Origin of the sequence: Paenibacillus sp. Aloe-11 (assembly GCF_000245715.1) — a bacterium.
GTDB lineage: Bacteria > Bacillota > Bacilli > Paenibacillales > Paenibacillaceae > Paenibacillus > Paenibacillus kribbensis.
In genome coordinates this window covers 243,901-262,490 of sequence record NZ_JH601059.1, presented here as the reverse complement: position 1 = coordinate 262,490, position 18,590 = coordinate 243,901, and the positions used below count along the sequence as shown (strand labels likewise).

Here is an 18,590-nt window from a genome sequence, read left to right as displayed (position 1 = left end):
TGACCAGGCGGAAGCCGCCAGCAGCCAGCGCCAGCGCGGTTGAAGCCGCTGCGGATGGAGCGCCCACACCTGCCAGCTCAACCGCAAAGCGAGTATCGCCTTTCAGACCGCGCAGCACGGCCTCCCGTTCGCCTTCAACCGCGGTCATGACCAGGATGAGTCCATCTGATGTTATATGCTCCATCGGTTGATTCCCCTTTAAATGTAGGTAATATGCTCCCTTATCATACTGCTTTTTGAAACGATGTTCAAAAAAAGTCGACAAAAAAAGCGCTCTATGGCGCTTTTTAAGTAAAATTTCCAGCTTTAGCAGATATGAAAGCCAGCAGCACAGCTGGTTAAAGGATTGTCCTGCGAACATGCATTATCTTTAAGATAAAAACAATTCTAATCTGGAAGAACAGCGTAGGCATAGCATATAATAATTATATCGGTTGATCCTTCGTGATCAACTGAAACATGGTAATGTTGCGGTCATAATGGCTTGGGGTCCCATCCTGATTGCGCACTCGAATCATTTCGCTGCTGAACAACTCGATATATCCACAGCCGATCTCACAGTATACGCCCGTAGGGTCCTCTTGCCAGACTGAAACGAGGTGTTGAGACAGCGCTGCGGTAAAAAATTCGATGTTTTTTTGCAGTACGCGTGGCGTTTTCTTGGGTTCCATAACGAAAATCCTCCCTATAGGATGCCATTTAAAAATCAGCAATTGAGTGTGGTTGAAAAAGGTGCATTTTATCATTCTACTCTATGAAACAGACGTAAACACTGTACCCTATTAATGCTATTTTTGTAAAGCATCCGATTGACCTTTTCAACATCCAGCTGCGTTTACACACATTTTACATTGCGTTTACACAGCCGTGATGCTAGTGCATTTCATCTAATAGTACAATAAAAGGATAACTATACTGCATGAATTGATGGAGGCCATATGTTGATAGAGAGTCAGAAAAAGGATAAAGCCGGGTCAGAACGTTATTTTAACCGGGATTTAAGCTGGATTGAATTTAACCGCCGTGTGCTTCAGGAAGCTCAGGATGCAGATACACCGTTGCTGGAAAGAGCCAAATTTTTGGCGATTGTGTCCAGTAATTTGGATGAGTTTATGGCCGTCCGGGTAGCAGAGACGAGAGAGAAGATCAAGGCTGGTTTTATGCAAAAGGATTTTACCGGGTATACTCCCTCCGGTTTGTACAAACGCCTGATGAAGCGCACCGTCTCGATGGTATCCGAACAATATCGGACCTATCGCGATATTTCTCGCCTCTTGACGAAAAAAGGACTCTTTTTGCTTGAATATGGAGATTTAAATACGACACAGCGCAAGTCGCTGGATGCTTATTTCCATGACATTATATTTCCGGTGCTAACGCCGATGGCGGTTGATCAAAGCCGTCCTTTTCCATTGGTTCACAATAAATACGTATATCTAGCAGTCGTCTTGAAACGTCCGGGGGACACCGAGGAGGATAAGCCGCTTTTTGCAATTGTGCAGGTGCCTTCCAATATTCCGCGTGTTGTTACAGTGCCGCTGCGTTCGAACAGTAAGAAGAAATCATTTATTTTAATTGAAGAGCTTATTAAGCATCATATACAAACGCTTTTCACGGGATATGTTCCGGAGGCGGTTCATGCCTTTCGTGTTACGCGTAATTCCGATTTGTCCATTAATGAAGAAGAGATCGAAGATTTGCTCGAAGAGATTGAAAAAGAGCTGCGTCGAAGAAGACGCGGTGCGCCGGTAAGACTGGAAGTGGAAAAAGGGATTCATCCCTTTGCTCTAACGGAGCTTCAACGTGAATTTAAGCTGTTCGATCATGTGTTCGAGATGGACGGGCCACTCGATTTGACGTTTTTATCGTCTTTTGCCGATCACTTGGAGGGGCATTCGCATCTGAAATTTCCGCCAATCAAACCGTTGTATCCGGAAGAGCTGCCTCCGCAAGAGGATATTTTCAGCGTACTTCGCAAACGGGACGTGCTGGTATATCATCCGTATGAATCATTCGATGCGGTGACGGATTTTATTATTGAAGCGTCAGAGGACCCCGATGTGATGGCTATCAAAATGACTCTGTACCGGGTTAACGGGGAATCCAGGCTGATTCCGGCACTGGCACGTGCGGCCGAATCAGGCAAGCAGGTCACGGTGGTGGTGGAGCTGAAAGCCCGTTTTGATGAGGAGCGTAATATTGCCTGGGCGCGTACGCTTGAGAAAGCAGGCTGTCATGTGGTGTACGGACTGGTCGGTTTGAAGACGCACGCCAAAATCATCCTCGTGGTACGTCACGAGCATAACGCGCTCAAACGATACGTACATGTGGGAACTGGCAACTACAATGAAAGTACGGCTCGTGTATATACGGATATCGGGTTATTCACGTCAGACCCGGTGTTGGGCGAGGATGCCTCTGATCTGTTCAATGAAATTACGGGCTTCTCAGCGCTCAAGACCCTGCAAGCTTTCACGGTAGCTCCAACGGGAATGAAAAATAAGCTGTTCGAGTTGATCCGCAGGGAAGCGGAGCAAGCACTTGCAGGCAAGCCGGCCCGTATCATTGCCAAAATCAATTCTTTATCCAATCAGGAAATGATCGATGAACTATATGCGGCTTCTCAAGCAGGTGTAAAGATTGATTTAATCATTCGAGGGGTCTGCTGTTTGCGCCCCGGGGTGGAGGGTTTTAGCGAGAACATTCGGGTTATCAGTATTGTCGACCGTTTCCTGGAGCATTCCAGGCTGTTCTACTTTGAAAATGCAGGTCATTCGGAGCTTTTCCTGTCCAGTGCGGATTGGATGACTCGCAATTTGACTCGCCGAATTGAGTTGATGTGCCCGATTTATGATGAACGAATCAAAGAAATGCTGGCGGATATTTTACGTTTATCCTTGAACGATAATGTGAAGGCGCGGCAGCTTTTGCCTAATGGCAGCTATCAATTTGTAGCAAGAAACGACGAAGAGGCTCCCATCAGGAGCCAATTCGAAGCGATGAAGGTTAAAAACTGGAAGAAGGAAGAATGGACCACGACAACGTAAGATTCCAGGCCTTTTGAAAATCTTTAGCGACAGCTACCAGCTCCCGTTGTTCCAGAATCGGCTCACTCTTGCTTTCCAGGCGAATATGCAGTGCATCCTCTCCTGTCGTGGGATGGATGCTGGTAATGATGCCGGATTCGCTCCGATCCATGCCGATGGCGAGCTGAAGCAGGGAACCGAGCCGATGCACGCGATCTTCGTCCGAGGGCTCCAGAATGTCGGTATGTGTACGCAACAGTCGAGGCGTCCGATTTTTGGGATGGTAATCAGCGATCAGTGCGGCCAGTACCGTTTCCCGATGAGTTAAACCGCCTATGCCTGCATGTAGGATCCAGAACACGGAATGCTGGCGGTAATGGTAATAATTCAAGGCAGCTCCCGTCTTGTAAAGGGTAGCCGCGGTCAGCAGCAAGCGCTTGTCTATGGCTGCTGATGCTGTGTCGGTCAATGCGTCATAAAGCAGCACGGCGTACTCATGAACACGTCGGATATGTGCTTCGCTAACCGGGACACCGAACGACAGGATATTGCGTATGGAGGTGATGAGCGGATTAGCTACCACAGGTTGGTCGGTATTCACCAGCTCATGAAACAGACCGTCCCGCAGGCCCGCTCCACTGATCAAATACGCGATGCCTTGAGCAGCCTCGAATATCGTTTTTAAAATAATGAGTCCAGGTACAATGATGTCGGCTCTGTCTTTGGACAGGCCGGCTGTTTTTTTTCGTTTTTCATAAGGGAGATGGGGCAGAGTTTCATAAAAATAATTGACGTCTGCTGCCGTCATTTCGTAATGGTGCGTGACAGGCAGCGAGTAATCCTGCTGTTTTTGATTGATTTTAGCCAAGGTGCGCAGGGTGCCGCCCAGACCGATGAATGGCAGGCCCGGATTGGAAAATATCCAATCATGGTTTTGCAGTGAAGAACGAACAAAGCTCTCCATTTCCTCGATCTGCTGAGGAGACCATTCCCCATTCTTGACTTCCCGTCCAAAACGCCAATTCATATTGACCGCACCAAAGGGAAACGAAACAGTATGCAGCCGCTTCCGCTCACGGAACAGTGTAATTTCGGTACTTCCGCCCCCGATGTCAATAATAATGCCGTCGTTTATATTCATTGTATTGACCACGCCCAGAAAACCGGCATAGCCCTCCTGCTCCCCGCTCAATATTTCCAGCGTTAAGCCTGTTTCCTCCGCAATCCATTGAACAATTTCGTCCGAATTGACCGCATTGCGGATCGCGGCGGTCGCGGCTGCACGCATACGAACAACCTCGTGCATACGGCATACCGTCATGAATTGGCGCAGTAGTGGAGCGATGCTTCGAATCGCTTCCCGTTCCATGCGGCCGCCTGCCCCAACCTTTTCACTTAGTCGGGCAGCCTCTTTGCATTCCTGGACAATCCGGTAGGCTCCTGTCTCTGTCATTTCATAGATCACCAAACGTATGGAGTTGGAGCCAATGTCCATGATGCCAATTTTGCTGTTCATGCGTTGACCTCCTTGTCGAAAAAAACAATTTGCAGGTAAAATCCGCTGCTCCGGGCAAATAGTAGTCAGATTATTGTCATTGTACCAGTGATCTCCGGTGCATGCTACCGTCTGCAGTGATCTTGTCGAAATGATATGCGCCTGGAGACAATCATCCAAGAATAGCGCATCCCTGTTGAGTATGTATAAGTATAGCTGACGGCGAAAGGAGAGAGGATTGATGAGACAGCTTGCAAGCAAGTGGTTAAAAACGAAGGCGCTGCTCCGCCATCCATATACCGCCGTTTATATACCGGAAACGTGTCTATATAGTGAGGAACAACTGCGCATGATGCTGCGGCGACATGCTTTTGTATTCATAAAGCCCGTGAAGGGAGGCGGAGGAAACGGGGTTATGCGCGTTGCAAAGGAGCGTAGGGGATATACATGCACGCGTATGGAGAACACATATCGTTTTAATCATTTTAAAGCACTTGTGGACGGAGTCAGCAGACTTCGAATCCAGCGTCCGTATCTCATTCAGCAAGGCATCCAATTGGCAAGCATTCAAGGTCGACCTGTCGACTATCGAGTCAAGGTGGCCAAGGATGGAGAAAAGTGGATTTTCCGTGCAGTGGTCGCACGTCATGCCCGCCCTGGTTTGGTTATTACGAACCTGTGCAAAGGTGGAACCCTATTAAAGGGAAGAGAGGCGCTTCGGATGATATATCCCCAGCGGCTGGCTATCAAGAAGCGGCGGGAAATCGTGGATCTCACCCGGCACTGTATTCCGGTACTTGAGAGAAGATTTCCAGGGATCGGGCAATTGGGGTTTGATTATGGACTTGATCCCAATGGACGGATATGGATTTTGGAGGTAAACACAAGACCCCAATAAGATGTTTTAACAAGACGTCAAATATAATAAATTTGTACAAACTATGAAAATATTTTTTTGTATTTAGGCGTCAAAATTCTGTGTATAAGTATTGTCCACATTATCCCCTGTCACATACATGGGTTAACGACACTTACCAACAATTTATACACAGGATTTCCACAATTGACTGTGGATAACAGAACGCTTGTTCCGTTTTTAGTATTTTGATAGAATAGATTTTGAAATAAAAGGAAAGGTTGTGTCGAGGATGGCTATGCTGACGGATGAAATGCTTTTGGATTCCTATCAGATGGCAATCGAGCTTAAACTTGAATGTGACTTCATTGCACTGTTGCTGGCTGAAATTCACAAAAGAAATCTAGAGATGAATACAGCCGTAGTCCTTCATTAGACCGGACAAGCTCTCGTACTGCGACTGTAAAGCCGTTCAGGGTTCGGATGACTTTACAGACAATCACTGCAACGAATAGGCACACCGTGAAAAAGGGTATTTCACTCCAACGATTCAAATTTGGAGTAAAATACCCTTTTTTGTCATAGTCTAAAATAAACTACAATTTCATATTACTGCTGTGACCCGGTGACAGCTTGGCGTCCGGATCTACATAGACCTTGGCGTTGTTGACTGCCGTAGGTGCTTCACCAAAGCCAACAGCAATCAGCTTGAGCTTCCCTGGGTAAGTCGTGATATCCCCTGCGGCGAAAATGCCGGGAATATTGGTTTCCTGGCGGGAATCGACCACGATGGAGTTATTTTCGATCTCAATACCCCATTCAGCAATCGGGCCAAGTGTGGACACAAATCCAAAGTTAACGATGACATCGTCTACTTCGATTTCCTGTGTCTCTTTGGTTTTTACGTGTGCGAGCGTGACCTTGGTAATGGTATCTTCCCCATGCAGTTCTGTAATTTCTGTTGGTGTAATGACATTTACCTTGGAAGCGAGGAGGTTTTCTACACTGTGTTCATGCGCACGGAATTTATCACGGCGGTGAATCAATGTAACTTGTTCTGCAATTGGTTCCAGCATAAGTGCCCAGTCGACTGCAGAGTCGCCGCCACCGCTGATGAGCACTTTTCGGCCTGCAAATTTGTTCAGATCGCTGACAAAGTAATGCAGGTTCGTTTTTTCAAAATGATCTGCACCAGGCAGCTCCAGTCTGCGTGGTTCAAAGGCACCCACACCAGCGGTAATGATAACCGCTTTACCATGATACTCGCCGCCTTTGTCTGTTTTAATGATAAAGTGGCGCTCATCCTTTTTCTCCAACGATACGACTTTTTCCTCCAGTCGTACTTCTGGATTAAAGTGATTCATCTGCTGAACCAAATTGTTGACCAGTTCCTGTGCGGTCACTTTAGGAAAGCCGGCAACGTCATAAATATATTTTTCAGGATAAAGGGCTGCAAGCTGACCGCCCAGTTGGGGCATACTTTCAATTAAGGTGACGGATGTCTGACGCATTCCCCCGTAGAAAGCGGCGAATATACCGGCTGGACCGCCGCCAATAATGATCAGGTCGCGGAGTTCCGCGCCTGTGGATTGAGCTGTCACTCTAAAAACACCTCCGAAAGGGATTATGGTATGAATTATGGATATTGAATCAGCCATATAGAGGTTTAAATAGCCATCGAATGCATGATTCATTGCCTCTTATTATAAACTGCCGGATTCCACTTGCAAAGGCAAAGCAATTAAAATTTAGTGAACACTTCATGGGTGTAGAAAATACCATTTCAAGAGAAAAGCTGTGAATATGTAATGATTATGTACCGGAAGGGGTATAGGCATATGGGCAATATTCCTAAAATTGTGATTGTTGGAGCAGGATACGGTGGCATATTGACGGCTCAGCAATTGCAAAAAGAGCTCAAGCACAATGAGGCGAACGTCACACTGATTAATCGACATGATTACCACTATATTACGACACATCTTCATATGCCAGCAGCAGGCACGGATACGATTGAACATTCACGGATTCCGATTGCGCAACTGATTGATGAGTTCAAGGTCGATCTAGTTAAAGGGACGGTGAAGGAAATCATTCCAAAGGAGAAAAAAATCGTACTGGAGGATGGCTCGTTGTCCTATGATTACCTGGTGATCGGGCTGGGTGGAGAGCCGGAAACATTTGGGATTCCAGGGATGGATAAGTTCGCGCTGACGATCCGCAGTATTAACTCTGTTCGCCTGATTCGTGAGCATATTGAATACCAGTTGGCTCTCTACAAAAATGACGGTAAACCAGGCAGACTAAACTTTGTTGTAGGTGGCGCTGGCTTCAGCGGCATTGAGTTCGTTGCGGAACTGGCAGATCGTCTGCCACAGCTGGCCAAAGCTTATGACATCGATTTTAACCGGATTCAAATCATTAACGTCGAGGCGGCCCCTACGGCATTGCCGGGGTTTGACCCTGAGCTGGTGGAATATGCAATGGATGTTCTTAAGCGCAAGGGGGTTAACTTCCGCATCGGTATTCCGATTAAGGAATGCCTGGAAGATGGCGTAATCGTGGGTGAGGGTGAGAAAATCGAAGCTTGCACGGTGGTCTGGACGGGAGGCATCCGTGGAAACGGATTGATTGAGAAGGCCGGATTCGAAGTGATGCGTGGCAGGGTGAAAATTGATGATTTTCTACGTGCGCCGGAACACGATGACATTTTCATTATCGGGGACAGCTCCCTGATGTTTAATCCTGAAGGTCGCCCCTACCCACCTACTGCGCAAATTGCAATGCAGCAAGGGGTGATCTGTGCCAAGAATCTGGCCGCTACCCTCCGTAATAAAGAGCTTAACAAGTTCGTATTTTCCAATAAAGGGACCGTTGCCTCGCTTGGAAAAGGTGAGGCTGTTGCGGTGGTGGGCAAACGCAAAATAAAAGGCTGGGTCGCAGCACAGTTGAAAAAAATCGTAGATCTCCGCTATCTGTTCATCATTGGCGGGATTCCGCTAGTACTGAAAAAGGGACGGTTTTTCTAAAAATAAAAAATCCTGTGCGATCTTGGAGGCTTGACGGATGCACAGGATTTTTTGGTATGGTTGCAGAAAATAATTATTGACACATAACTATACGGCATCGTATAGTATGTTTACTAATTACAGAAGGGGACCTTGACATTGAATTCGGAGTTTAATATTAAACACGATCCCAATAGAATAAAGTTATTAACAGAAAAATTCCCGCAATTGAACCCGCAATCCTTGAGCACGTTAATTATTTTTGTACAGACAGCTCATGAGGTTTACAATGGAGTGTCCTCCAGATTGTCCGAATACGGCCTTTCGGTCGGAAATCTGAAAATTCTCATGCCTTTGCTTTTGCATGACCGCTCGTTTACTCCGTCGGAGCTGGCTGATCATTCCGGGGTTACACGTTCGACGGTTACCAGTGTAATCGACAAGCTGGAACGTGACGGTATCATTCAGAGGAGTACGCTCAAAGACCGTCGCATGACCGCCATTCATCTTACCGAAGCGGGAAAGCAGCTCATGACGGACAGAGTCCCTTTGCTTATCCAAATTTTTTCAAATTTACTATCTGAATTTACAGATGAGGATCATGCCCGCTTGGCCGAACTGTTACAGAAGCTTTCTATGGGGGTGGAACGCGTAAAAAGGGAATAATGTTTTTCCTGATACAAATAGTTAGACGTCGTACTATAAGATGGCTAATTTGTTTTTGACATAATGTGCTAAATCCATCATGAAGGAGATTCATTTCCATGAATAAAAAGCTTATTCCATACGCTTTACTTGTACTTGCACTCGGTACTGGAGGTACGATGATGGCGATGAGCGGCAAAGATGCCGTTAGTATGGCGGCCCAACAAAAAAACACGCTGCTTACAGCAGATACCGTAAATGTTTCCTTTCAAGGAGTAGGTGGAAGGGTTAAGTCTATTGAAGTCAAGGAGGAGCAGCAGGTGAAAAAAGGCGATGTCCTCATGACGCTTGATCCTGTTGATCTTGATCTGCAAATTGAAAAATTAAAAACCGATATCACCCAGTCCGATGTGAAAATCAAGCAAGCCAAGGAGGGGCTGCAAAATCAGTCGGACAAAATTACGGCTTCGGAAAAGCAGGGGGAACTGGATATTCAGGCTGCGCAAGCAGGAGAATCCTTATTGAACCAGGGCACACGTGCGGAGGATATTCAAAGGCAAAAGCTGGCTGTTGAAGCGGCGCAGCAATCGGCGGATGCTGCCCAGACAGGGGTGGAGACGGCTAAAAGCAACGCGGAGATAGCGCAAAAAACAGTGGCCTCCAGACAACAGGCTCTGGATTTGGCCAAGATCAATTACAAGCGGGTTCAAGCGCTGTACGATGCCGGGGCCAGTACCAAAGCGGAGCTGGATAATGCCAAAAATCAAATGGACACGGCCCAGGTTGCCCTAGATACGGCCCGGGATCAGATAGAGATTGCGAATAATCAGATTAAAACAGCCGGCAAACAGGCCGAAATCGCTAAAAATGGGGTTGCACAGCAGCAGACTGCGCTGGAGAAAATGCAAGCAGGGGCAACCGCCGAGGAGCGCCAGCAAGCCCGCATCAAAACAGAAAAGGCCAAGGAAGCATTAACCCAAACGGCCCAGACACGGAAAGATGTCAAAAACAGTGAATACAATGTCGACCTGCTCGTTCAACAAAAGCAGGCCTTGGCGGTTCAGCTCAAAACACTGGAACTGCAACGAGGACGCATGGTGCTGAAGGCAACGACAGACGGCAAGGTCACGCGTGTCGTACCGAAACTGGGTGAGATCGTCTCCACGGGGGCAACAGGTGCAGTTATTGAAACAAACCAGCTATACTATGATATTTATGTGGATGAGGCTTCCTTGACCAAGTTTAAAGCAGGAGGCAATGTTGCTTCCCACGTCGTTGCTTTAGACAAAGATATTCAAGGCACGGTAAGATACATCACCTCTGCTCCACAGTACACGAATATGAGAATGAGCCGCGATAAAGGTCTGGCGGATATCAGTTCTTTCCAGGTGCGTGTCAATGTACAGCGGACCCCTGAATTGTTGCCTGGCATGACAGTGGAGGTTAAAACACGATGAGAGCATTCGCTGATGAATGGAAGCATTTGTTCAACGGCAAGATGGTTTACATTATTCTGTTCGTTCCTATTGTTGTCGCTGCTATGTTCGGTTATGTCTTTAAAAATAATCAGATCAACGAGGCTTCGATAGCCGTAGTGGATCTGGACCATAGCAATTACAGCCGGCAGCTTATTAATAAATTGGACGCATCCCAATATATCAATGTTCGTTATGTACAGGAAAATGAGGCCGATCCGAATTTATTTTTATATAATGAAAAGTTTTTTGCGGTGATCTATCTTCCGGCCGGCCTGGAGGAAAATCGGCTCAAAGGAATTCAGAGCAATATTGGCTTTTATGTAGACAACACGATGGGGGCGGCAACAGGGAATCTGCGCACAGCCGTGGCTGAAGTGATTTCGACGGAAAATGCGACGCTGGCTGGCGGGAGTCTCAAGGCTATGGGGTTAAGCGACAGCCAGCTGACGGGGATGACCACCAATATGCTGCTCCAGCAACGCCTCTTATATAATCCGACAAACTCTACACTTATGACTTCGGTTATAGGCTTTGTCAATACGATCATGATTTCATTAATTGGTTCTGCTGCTCTGACAATCGTTCCCCGCTTGCGGGTGAACGGGAAATTGGAGGGGGAATTGGAGCATTGGAGCAATCTGCTGATGCGAGTGCTGCCTTATGCTTTGGTGGGATGCGCAGCCTTCTATTTGAGTCTTGGTGTACTCAAGCAGGTTGGCGGGCTTCGTTTTGAGGCCAATGTGTGGGAAATCAGTATTCCATTTTTATTGTTCACCACTACCCTTAGTCTTTTGGGGATGGCCCTGGGATGGACGGCGGCAACCCCGGACAAAGCCTCTTCCCGTATCATGCTGATCATGCTCCCATCTTTTTTGCTTAGCGGGGCTCAATTGCCTACAGTCATGCTTCCGGGACCACTGCAAACGATTGGCAACATCCTTCCGCTCACCTGGCAATTCAAATTTTTGAGGGGAATGGGGTTCAAAGGGGGAGGCTTGCAATATTTTATTCCAGAGCTTGGCGGGTTCTTACTCCTGTTAACCGGCTTATTGCTGGTGATCTTTATTTTGATGGCACGGGAGAAAAGAAAATGGGCCAAATCTGTTAATACGCAAGATACACAAGCAGCTCAGCCAGCCACACCATAAAATAAGCTAATTCAGGATTTGGGCGCAGATCGAGGTGCCCTTTCTTTTTTTATATTTTTCAGGTCATAAGCTCATACTCCCAATGCGTTGTATAATGAAAGAGCAAAGCGAAGATCGATATCAAATAAGGATTCCGTAGTCCCCTGAGCGGGAAGTACGAAATCCTCATTTTCTTGTTCTTGTATAGCTGTTACAGATTTCCCATTTTACAGCTTCAGCATGTCTTCGAATGTTTCTTCATTCAACACGCTGCCGACATAGAAGGAGCCGAATTCACCGTAACGGGCACTCACTTCGTCAAAACGCATTTCGTAGATGAGCTTCTTGAATTGCAGGGCATCATCGGAGAACAGCGTTACGCCCCATTCCCAATCGTCAAAGCCAACGGAGCCGGAAATGATTTGCTTCACTTTGCCGGCGTAGCTGCGTCCGATCAAACCGTGGCTGCGCATCAGGGTACGGCGCTCATCCATCGAAAGCATGTACCAGTTGTCGTCCAGATCACGTTTTTTGTTCATCGGATAGAAACAAATATAACGGGCCTTGTTCAAAACAGGCTTCAAGCGAGCGACGATTTGCGGATTTTGCATTGGATCTTCATCCTTGCTCAAATAGTTGCTCAGCTCCACCACGCTCACATAAGAGTAGGTTTTAGTTGTATATTTGGCGAAGGTTGTCTTGTTGAAATCATTTTCCAGCTTATTGAGATCTTCCAGCGTTTCTCGCAGGTGCAGCATAACGAAATCAGCCTTTTGTCCAACGATCGTATAGACAGCAGAGCTACCCAGACCCGCTTCCTCGGTAGCGCTCCATTCCTTCATAAATTCTTGAAGCTCGTCCAATGCTCCGGCGCGCTCCTCATCGTCTGCCGTTTTCCATGCCGTCCAGTTGATGGACCGGAAATCGTGAAGCGCATACCAGCCCTCCAGTGTGGAGGCTACTTCGTTGGGTGTTGCCGGGGGTTGTTGAGGTTGATGTTGATTCACGATCTACACTCCTTTGCAATCTGTAAATGATAATCGGCACAGCCGAAATGATGTGTACTTCAATCTATCTACTTTGCATTCAATCCGTGATGCTTAACCATTATATTGTAGCTCAAAGTAAAACTTTTCACCAATGAAAGAAGTGTGAAGAATTTTATTTTTGCCGTGATGCAGGTCACAAAGTCATAAAATAGTTAGTATTCGCGAAAAAAGGAGAACACAGACGAATACGGCTGCCAAATTGGAGAACAATTGCCCTTATTTTGTTCGTCCCAGCAGAGGGCAAGTATGATAGAATAGAAAAACATCTTGGAGACCGTTATGTCAGGAAAGGAAGAATGTTGGGATGCGGATGAAAAACCTGCTGCACTATACTGAGAACCACCGCTACTGCGTTTATCGGGAATTTGGCTTGAGCGCATTGGATGAATTGATGCTGGGAAGCGTCTATCAGCCGATGGTAGGTGCATTTGCGGTCAGTCTATATCGACTGTTGTTCCAGCATGTGCCAGTCGGACAGATTGGGTATTCGCCGCTGGAACAGCAGCGTCGACTTTTTCTGACACTGGGACTGGAGCCGAGTGAGAAGGGACGCAAGTATTTGATTGAACAGACCTCCAAGCTGGAGGCTGTTGGTCTGTTGCAGACGTCCAGGCTGTATGCGCCCGAAACGGACGATTACATGTATGAATATGAGCTGCAGCCGCCGCTCTCACCTGCCGAATTTTTCAGAACGCAGCATCTCACCCTTTTGCTCAGAGACAAAATCGGCAAGTTTGCGGTGCTTTCTCTGAGAGAATCGTTGTGGAGCAGGGAATCTAGCGAATGGTCGCAATCTTCCTATAATAAAGAGAATATTTCGGTTCCGTTTTATGAGCTGTTTGAGCTGAACACCCATGTTATAGATTATGAGCTGGAGCAGGCGCTGTCCGAAGTGTCCACAGGCCGTCAGACTGGGGCATTAACGTCAGAGTCGGAGGAAGCGCTGAACTATGCAGACATCATTCTCCGTTTTCCGCGTGAATCCGTCAATCGCAAGCATGTGGAGCGTCTGCGTTTTGAGCATGAGCAGTTAGGCATGGTGAATTACGTTGTCCGCAAATTTGATCTATCTGTACAGGACATCAGCCGTCTGCTGGATGAGGACGGTATTTTTACCGAAGCAGGCGATTTGCTGCTCGACGAGCTTCAGCTTCGCGCTAGCCAGCAATCCAGGCAGGATCGGAAGCGTCAGGAGGAGCAGCAGGTGCAGGCCGCCAAGGTGGTTGCTTTACGCCAGAGGGAAGCTTCTCCATCTGAAGAGCCGCCCGTAGAGCAAGCGGTAGAAATGGAATTTTATGTAGAGGTGCCACCACAGTTCACAGCCAAGTGTGACATCCACCAATATAATATGATGTTGCGCAACGAGCCTTATCGCCGTTTGCTGCAAACCTTTTTCCCCGGCACGGTTCCCGGTAACCTGCTGGATATATTCGAAAAAATTGATATCAGCTATAAGCTGCCCGGTGAAGTCATCAACGTGCTTATCCATTATTTGATGTCTCTGCTCGTGTCGGGGAGTGATCAACGGATCAACCGCAATTTTGTCGAGGCTGTTGCTTCCAACATGCTGCTAAAGCAGGTAAATACTTATGAAAAGGCCGTTCAATATATACGGGATCAAGCCAAGGTAAAGGGAAAACAGACCGCTGCTTCTTCTTCCGGCGGTCGCTCCCGCTCATATGCCAAAAATAATGGCTCTGCCAAGCCATCCATCCCGATTGTACAGGATCAGCCTTCCGAGGAATCCGTATCCGAGGAAGAACTGGACGAACTGCTGCGGCTGGCCGAACGACTGCAATCCGGCAAGCAAAAAAAGGTGTAGATAGATTTTAAGGTGTTAGGCTTTTAGTCCTTAACTTATTAAGCGAAGCCAATTCAATAATGTGTCGACTTTATGGCGGTCGGTAGCGAAGCGGGCAGAATTGTTCTGGAGAAGCGAAGCGTTTGCCTTTATCCCCGGATTTTAACCTTTAAATCCTTATTTCAATAGGAAAAATCCGGGGATAACAGCAATCGGAAGAACAATCTGCACGCGTAGCGTCTCTCCCCCCCATAACTCTGCACATTTTAGAAAGGAGGAGTGTTCTTGGAATCACTGGGCGATTTGCTACAGCAGATGCAGAACCCTTCGTTCCGCCAGCGCACGCGCAATGTGGCCGATCAGGTACTCAATGATCCGCTGGTGCAGGAATTTTGCACTGCGCATCCTGATGTGGACGAAGCGCAATTGCGACTCAATATGAGCATGCTCTTTCAGTATGCCCGGGATCGTCGAAATTGTGACAATTGCCCGGGGCTGGAACGGTGTCCTAACGATTTTCAGGGCCACTTTTGCAAGCTGGGCGTGGAATATCCGAATGGAACAGCGGAAATCGTGGACATTCGGACCCCGTGCGCGAAGCTGGTTGCTGCTCAACATGAACAACGGGTGCGTCAGCGAATTAAAAGCTTTTATGTAGATGAGCGCGCGCTGCTGGAAGGATATAATGCCGTTGAAATTGCGCGCAAGGACTTGCAACGGGTACCCGCAGTGAATCAGGTATTCCGCTATATTGAAGAAACCAAAAGCCAGGGTTTGTTAAAAAAAGGACTGTATCTGGAAGGTACATTTGGTACGGGAAAAACCTTTTTAATGGGATACTTGCTGCACGAGCTGGCCTTGTATGGGCTGAACGGTGTGATTGTGTATATGCCTGATTTTGTAGAGGACTTAAAGTCCATGATTCAGGATGGGCAGAAATTGAAGGAAACGACCGAAATGCTAAAAAATTGTGACCTGCTCGTATTTGACGATATTGGGGCCGAAAATTTAAGCCCCTGGGTACGGGATCATGTGATGGGCTCTATTTTGAATTACCGAATGAACCGCAAGCCCACCTTTTATACCTCCAATTACACGTTGGAAGGGCTGGAGAAGCATCTCAGCTTTACGAGCAAGGATGGGGAGGAAATGTACAAGGGACAACGTTTGATGGACCGAATTCGTCCTTTTGTTGATATCATTACTGTGAAGGGGAAAAACCAGCGGGGGTAAGGGGCATCCGTCTGCTATTTTGATATCTTACAATTAAAAAACTATTGTGATATAATTAATAGGTGTCGAAAAAGACATTACAGGTTATAATAATCTTGACTTTTCTATAAAGGAGGAACATACAATGGCAATTGTTAACGTGTCCGATCAATCCTTCAACGCAGAAGTCGAAGGCACAGGAACCGTTTTGGTTGATTTTTGGGCGCCATGGTGCGGTCCTTGCAAAATGATCGCTCCTATTCTGGAGGATCTGTCCACAGAGGTGGGCGACAGCGTCAAAATCGCGAAAGTAAACGTGGATGAAAATCCAGAGTCTGCTTCTCGTTTCGGCGTTATGAGCATTCCTACTCTGATCGTCTTCAAAGACGGACAGCCTGTTGATAAAGTGGTAGGTTTGAACTCGAAAGAAGCGCTGAAAAACATGCTTACCAAACACCAATAATCATTGCATGTGACCCATGCTCCTGCGGGGGTCTGGGGAGCGGCCGTGATTGGTCAATGCCTCCGGTTGTATATACCGGGGGCGTTTTTTGCGTATTATTCCTATATATTATATCGTAGTTAAGCAGTCATTTGAGAATGGAAGGGGGAACCGGGCGGATGAAATCTTTTACGGAGGACTTGCACGATCAGGAGAAGGCGCTGGAGAACATACGGCATAAATTAGCGTTACTGCCGGATGCATCAGGTTGTTATCTGATGAAGAATGGCGAAGGCACCATTATTTATGTCGGCAAGGCCAAAGTGTTGAAAAACCGGGTCCGTTCCTATTTTACAGGCAGCCATAATGGCAAGACGCAGCGACTGGTTGCCGATATTCGTGATTTTGAATATATCGTAACAGCCAGTAATATGGAGGCGCTCATTCTGGAGTGCAACCTGATCAAAAAGTATCAGCCGCGCTATAACGTGCTGTTGAAGGATGATAAAACCTTTCCGTATTTGAAAATTACGAACGAGGCCCACCCCAAGCTGGAGGTGACCCGGCGCGTTCTGAAAGATAAAGCAAAATATTTTGGGCCTTATCCCAACTCCTACGCGGCACATCAGACGAAGAAGCTGCTGGATCGCATGTATCCGCTACGCAAGTGCGGTGTGATGCCCAAGGAAGTATGCCTGTATTATCACATGCATCAATGTTTGGGACCCTGTGTAAAAGAAGTTGATCAGGAAACGTATGACCAGATTGGCCAGGAGATTGCTTCTTTTTTGAGCGGGGGACATGAGGAAATTAAAAAAGATCTCCAGCGTAAAATGCAGGAGGCCGCAGAAGAACTGTACTTTGAGCGTGCCAAGGAGCTGCGGGATCAGATTATCAGTATTGACGCCATGATGGAAAAACAGAAAATCACAACCTCTGATGCCAAGGACCGAGATGTGTTCGGGTTTTCGGTAGACAAGGGCTGGATGTGTGTGCAAATCCTATATGTTCGCAAGGGTAAAATGATCGAGCGGCATATGTCGACTTTTCCTTTCTACGGCGAGGCTTACAGCGATTTTATGTCCTATGTGACGCAATATTACAGTGACAACCCGGCAGTACCGCAGGAAATTTTGCTGCCCGATACATCCAAGCTGGTAAAGCGGACGGAACAGGATGGGCAGAGTGTAGAACCTGCTTCAGAACGTCCTGCTGATACACTTCTGGTGGCTGAGGAACGAGCTTCATATGCGGAGTCAGCACATCCGGAAACAGAAGCCCAGCTCTCCGGCGGGCTGGAGGAACCGGCTACGGCAGCTCTTGCTCTGGCTGAATGGCTGGATGTAAAGGTGTTTGTACCACAGCGTGGTCTGAAAAAACAAATGACCGAGATGGCAACGGAAAATGCCCGCGTCGCTTTGGATGAGAAGTTTAAGCTGATCGAGCGGGACGAGGAGCGGACATCCAAGGCTGCGAGCAATCTGGGGCATGCAATTGGACTGGATCGCTTGCATCGGGTGGAGGCGTTTGATAATTCCAACATACAAGGCTCTGACCCTGTATCAGCCATGATTGTGTTCATTGACGGCAAGCCTGCGAAAAAGGAGTATCGGAAATATAAAATCCGTTCTGTGCAGGGGCCAGATGACTATGAAACGATGCGTGAGGTTATTCGGCGTCGATATGAGCGTGTGCTGAAGGAAAATCTGGAGCGACCCGATTTGATTGTTGTCGATGGTGGGCGTGGGCAAATTAAGGCGGCGACTGATGTACTGGAAAATGAACTGGGTTTATTCATTCCGGTGTGTGGTCTCGTGAAGGATGCCAAACATAGAACTTCCCAGCTACTGGTAGGAGAATCCAATGAGGCTGTGAAATTGGCTCGCAATAGCGAAGAATTTTATCTGCTGCAACGGATTCAGGACGAGGTTCACCGTTTTGCGATTACCTTCCACCGGGAGCAACGCGGCAAGTCCATGATAACGTCCCGTCTGGATTCCATTCCGGGCATTGGCGAGAAGCGGCGCAAGCTGCTGCTTAAGCATTTTGGGTCCCTCAAAAAAATAAGAGAGGCCAGCGTCGAAGACTTCCGGCCTCTTTCTATTGGTGATAAGCTTGCGCGTCAGATTATAGCTGCCCTTCGGGAGGAGGAGTCGTAGTATACGGCTCCTCTTTTTTAATAGGCTCAAACATGATTCGATTAGGCTTTTTTGGACTAAACCAGTAAAAAACGTAACCCACAATGGCTGGAAGTAAGATCCAGAACAAACCTGCGCTCAGGTTCACGGTATCTCCCAAACTCATCACACTAAAGCCCATGAGAATGCTGTCAAAAATAACGTGGCTGAACATGGCAGCGATAAAGCCGTAACGCAGAAACACAAAGCTGAACAGCAATCCGAGGAAGGTCAGCTCAATAGGTCTGGAAATCACCGGATAGATCGGATAACA

At 47.3% G+C, this 18,590-nt stretch carries 15 protein-coding genes and 2 pseudogenes; 11 read left to right on the top strand and 6 right to left on the bottom strand.

The window, feature by feature from the left end:
• A pseudogene (locus WG8_RS26755) lies at positions 1-184 on the bottom strand (futalosine hydrolase); the annotation flags it as partial.
• A gap of 241 nt (positions 185-425) precedes the next feature.
• Positions 426-671, bottom strand: a complete 246-nt coding sequence (locus WG8_RS19335; RefSeq protein ID WP_007431922.1) for a hypothetical protein — start codon at positions 669-671, stop codon at positions 426-428.
• A 267-nt stretch (positions 672-938) separates the two neighbouring features.
• On the opposite strand from WG8_RS19335, the gene ppk1 reads away from it, so the two are divergent.
• Complete coding sequence (gene ppk1 / locus WG8_RS19330; protein WP_007431921.1) at positions 939-3,047, top strand: polyphosphate kinase 1; 2,109 nt, start codon at positions 939-941, stop codon at positions 3,045-3,047.
• Here ppk1 and WG8_RS19325 read toward each other — a convergent pair.
• Positions 3,007-4,542 (bottom strand): Ppx/GppA phosphatase family protein, encoded by a 1,536-nt coding sequence (locus WG8_RS19325; protein ID WP_007431920.1) that lies wholly within the window; start codon positions 4,540-4,542, stop codon positions 3,007-3,009. The two genes, ppk1 and WG8_RS19325, sit on opposite strands and share 41 nt — an antisense overlap.
• A gap of 220 nt (positions 4,543-4,762) precedes the next feature.
• Here WG8_RS19325 and WG8_RS19320 point away from each other — a divergent pair, with 220 nt between their 5' ends.
• Positions 4,763-5,419 (top strand): YheC/YheD family protein, encoded by a 657-nt coding sequence (locus WG8_RS19320; RefSeq protein WP_007431919.1) that lies wholly within the window; start codon positions 4,763-4,765, stop codon positions 5,417-5,419.
• A gap of 250 nt (positions 5,420-5,669) precedes the next feature.
• Positions 5,670-5,813: a sporulation histidine kinase inhibitor Sda gene (locus WG8_RS19315; protein WP_007431918.1), complete on the top strand. Its 144-nt coding sequence runs from the start codon at positions 5,670-5,672 to the stop codon at positions 5,811-5,813.
• A gap of 160 nt (positions 5,814-5,973) precedes the next feature.
• Here the strand turns inward: WG8_RS19315 and WG8_RS19310 are convergent, their stop codons facing one another.
• Entirely contained in the window at positions 5,974-6,978 is a 1,005-nt protein-coding gene (locus WG8_RS19310) for an NAD(P)/FAD-dependent oxidoreductase (protein ID WP_007431917.1), read from the bottom strand.
• A gap of 237 nt (positions 6,979-7,215) precedes the next feature.
• Between WG8_RS19310 and WG8_RS19305 the strand changes: the two genes are divergently transcribed.
• The 4 genes from WG8_RS19305 (at position 7,216) to WG8_RS19290 (ending at position 11,656) form a co-directional block, all read left to right on the top strand.
• On the top strand, positions 7,216-8,406 hold the full coding sequence (locus tag WG8_RS19305; RefSeq protein ID WP_007431916.1) for an NAD(P)/FAD-dependent oxidoreductase: 1,191 nt from the start codon (positions 7,216-7,218) through the stop codon (positions 8,404-8,406).
• 138 nt (positions 8,407-8,544) lie between these two features.
• The gene (locus WG8_RS19300; RefSeq protein ID WP_007431915.1) at positions 8,545-9,051 is read left to right on the top strand and encodes a MarR family winged helix-turn-helix transcriptional regulator; all 507 of its coding nucleotides are present in this window, start codon (positions 8,545-8,547) and stop codon (positions 9,049-9,051) included.
• Positions 9,052-9,149: 98 nt separating this feature from the next.
• Entirely contained in the window at positions 9,150-10,487 is a 1,338-nt protein-coding gene (locus tag WG8_RS19295; RefSeq protein ID WP_007431914.1) for an HlyD family secretion protein, read from the top strand.
• Positions 10,484-11,656 carry an ABC transporter permease gene (locus WG8_RS19290; RefSeq protein WP_007431913.1) on the top strand — a complete coding sequence of 391 codons (1,173 nt, stop codon included), beginning with the start codon at positions 10,484-10,486 and terminating at the stop codon, positions 11,654-11,656. Before WG8_RS19295 ends, WG8_RS19290 begins: the two co-directional genes overlap by 4 nt.
• 206 nt (positions 11,657-11,862) lie before the next feature.
• Here WG8_RS19290 and hemQ read toward each other — a convergent pair whose 3' ends face one another.
• On the bottom strand, positions 11,863-12,642 hold the full coding sequence (gene hemQ / locus WG8_RS19285) for a hydrogen peroxide-dependent heme synthase (RefSeq protein WP_007431912.1): 780 nt from the start codon (positions 12,640-12,642) through the stop codon (positions 11,863-11,865).
• Positions 12,643-12,988: 346 nt separating this feature from the next.
• Here hemQ and WG8_RS19280 point away from each other — a divergent pair, with 346 nt between their 5' ends.
• From WG8_RS19280 to uvrC, 4 genes are all read left to right on the top strand, one after another.
• Positions 12,989-14,506 carry a DnaD domain protein gene (locus tag WG8_RS19280; protein WP_007431911.1) on the top strand — a complete coding sequence of 506 codons (1,518 nt, stop codon included), beginning with the start codon at positions 12,989-12,991 and terminating at the stop codon, positions 14,504-14,506.
• A 264-nt stretch (positions 14,507-14,770) separates the two neighbouring features.
• Positions 14,771-15,718 (top strand): primosomal protein DnaI, encoded by a 948-nt coding sequence (gene dnaI / locus WG8_RS19275; RefSeq protein ID WP_007431910.1) that lies wholly within the window; start codon positions 14,771-14,773, stop codon positions 15,716-15,718.
• Positions 15,719-15,842: 124 nt separating this feature from the next.
• Positions 15,843-16,160 carry a thioredoxin gene (gene trxA / locus WG8_RS19270; RefSeq protein WP_007431909.1) on the top strand — a complete coding sequence of 106 codons (318 nt, stop codon included), beginning with the start codon at positions 15,843-15,845 and terminating at the stop codon, positions 16,158-16,160.
• Positions 16,161-16,318: 158 nt separating this feature from the next.
• Positions 16,319-18,298 (top strand): excinuclease ABC subunit UvrC, encoded by a 1,980-nt coding sequence (gene uvrC / locus WG8_RS19265; protein WP_007431908.1) that lies wholly within the window; start codon positions 16,319-16,321, stop codon positions 18,296-18,298.
• On the opposite strand, the pseudogene WG8_RS28800 reads toward uvrC, so the two are convergent.
• A pseudogene (locus tag WG8_RS28800) lies at positions 18,267-18,590 on the bottom strand (CPBP family intramembrane glutamate endopeptidase); the annotation flags it as partial. The gene uvrC and the pseudogene WG8_RS28800 overlap by 32 nt on opposite strands.

Bases quoted from the DNA above. Each gene is read 5' to 3' on its own strand.
- WG8_RS19335 (WP_007431922.1), bottom strand. From the start codon at position 671: ATGGAACCCAAGAAAACGCCACGCGTACTGCAAAAAAACATCGAATTT.
- ppk1 (WP_007431921.1), top strand. From the start codon at position 939: ATGTTGATAGAGAGTCAGAAAAAGGATAAAGCCGGGTCAGAACGTTAT.
- WG8_RS19325 (WP_007431920.1), bottom strand. From the start codon at position 4,542: ATGAACAGCAAAATTGGCATCATGGACATTGGCTCCAACTCCATACGT.
- WG8_RS19320 (WP_007431919.1), top strand. From the start codon at position 4,763: ATGAGACAGCTTGCAAGCAAGTGGTTAAAAACGAAGGCGCTGCTCCGC.
- WG8_RS19315 (WP_007431918.1), top strand. From the start codon at position 5,670: ATGGCTATGCTGACGGATGAAATGCTTTTGGATTCCTATCAGATGGCA.
- WG8_RS19305 (WP_007431916.1), top strand. From the start codon at position 7,216: ATGGGCAATATTCCTAAAATTGTGATTGTTGGAGCAGGATACGGTGGC.
- WG8_RS19295 (WP_007431914.1), top strand. From the start codon at position 9,150: ATGAATAAAAAGCTTATTCCATACGCTTTACTTGTACTTGCACTCGGT.
- WG8_RS19290 (WP_007431913.1), top strand. From the start codon at position 10,484: ATGAGAGCATTCGCTGATGAATGGAAGCATTTGTTCAACGGCAAGATG.
- WG8_RS19280 (WP_007431911.1), top strand. From the start codon at position 12,989: ATGCGGATGAAAAACCTGCTGCACTATACTGAGAACCACCGCTACTGC.
- trxA (WP_007431909.1), top strand. From the start codon at position 15,843: ATGGCAATTGTTAACGTGTCCGATCAATCCTTCAACGCAGAAGTCGAA.
- uvrC (WP_007431908.1), top strand. From the start codon at position 16,319: ATGAAATCTTTTACGGAGGACTTGCACGATCAGGAGAAGGCGCTGGAG.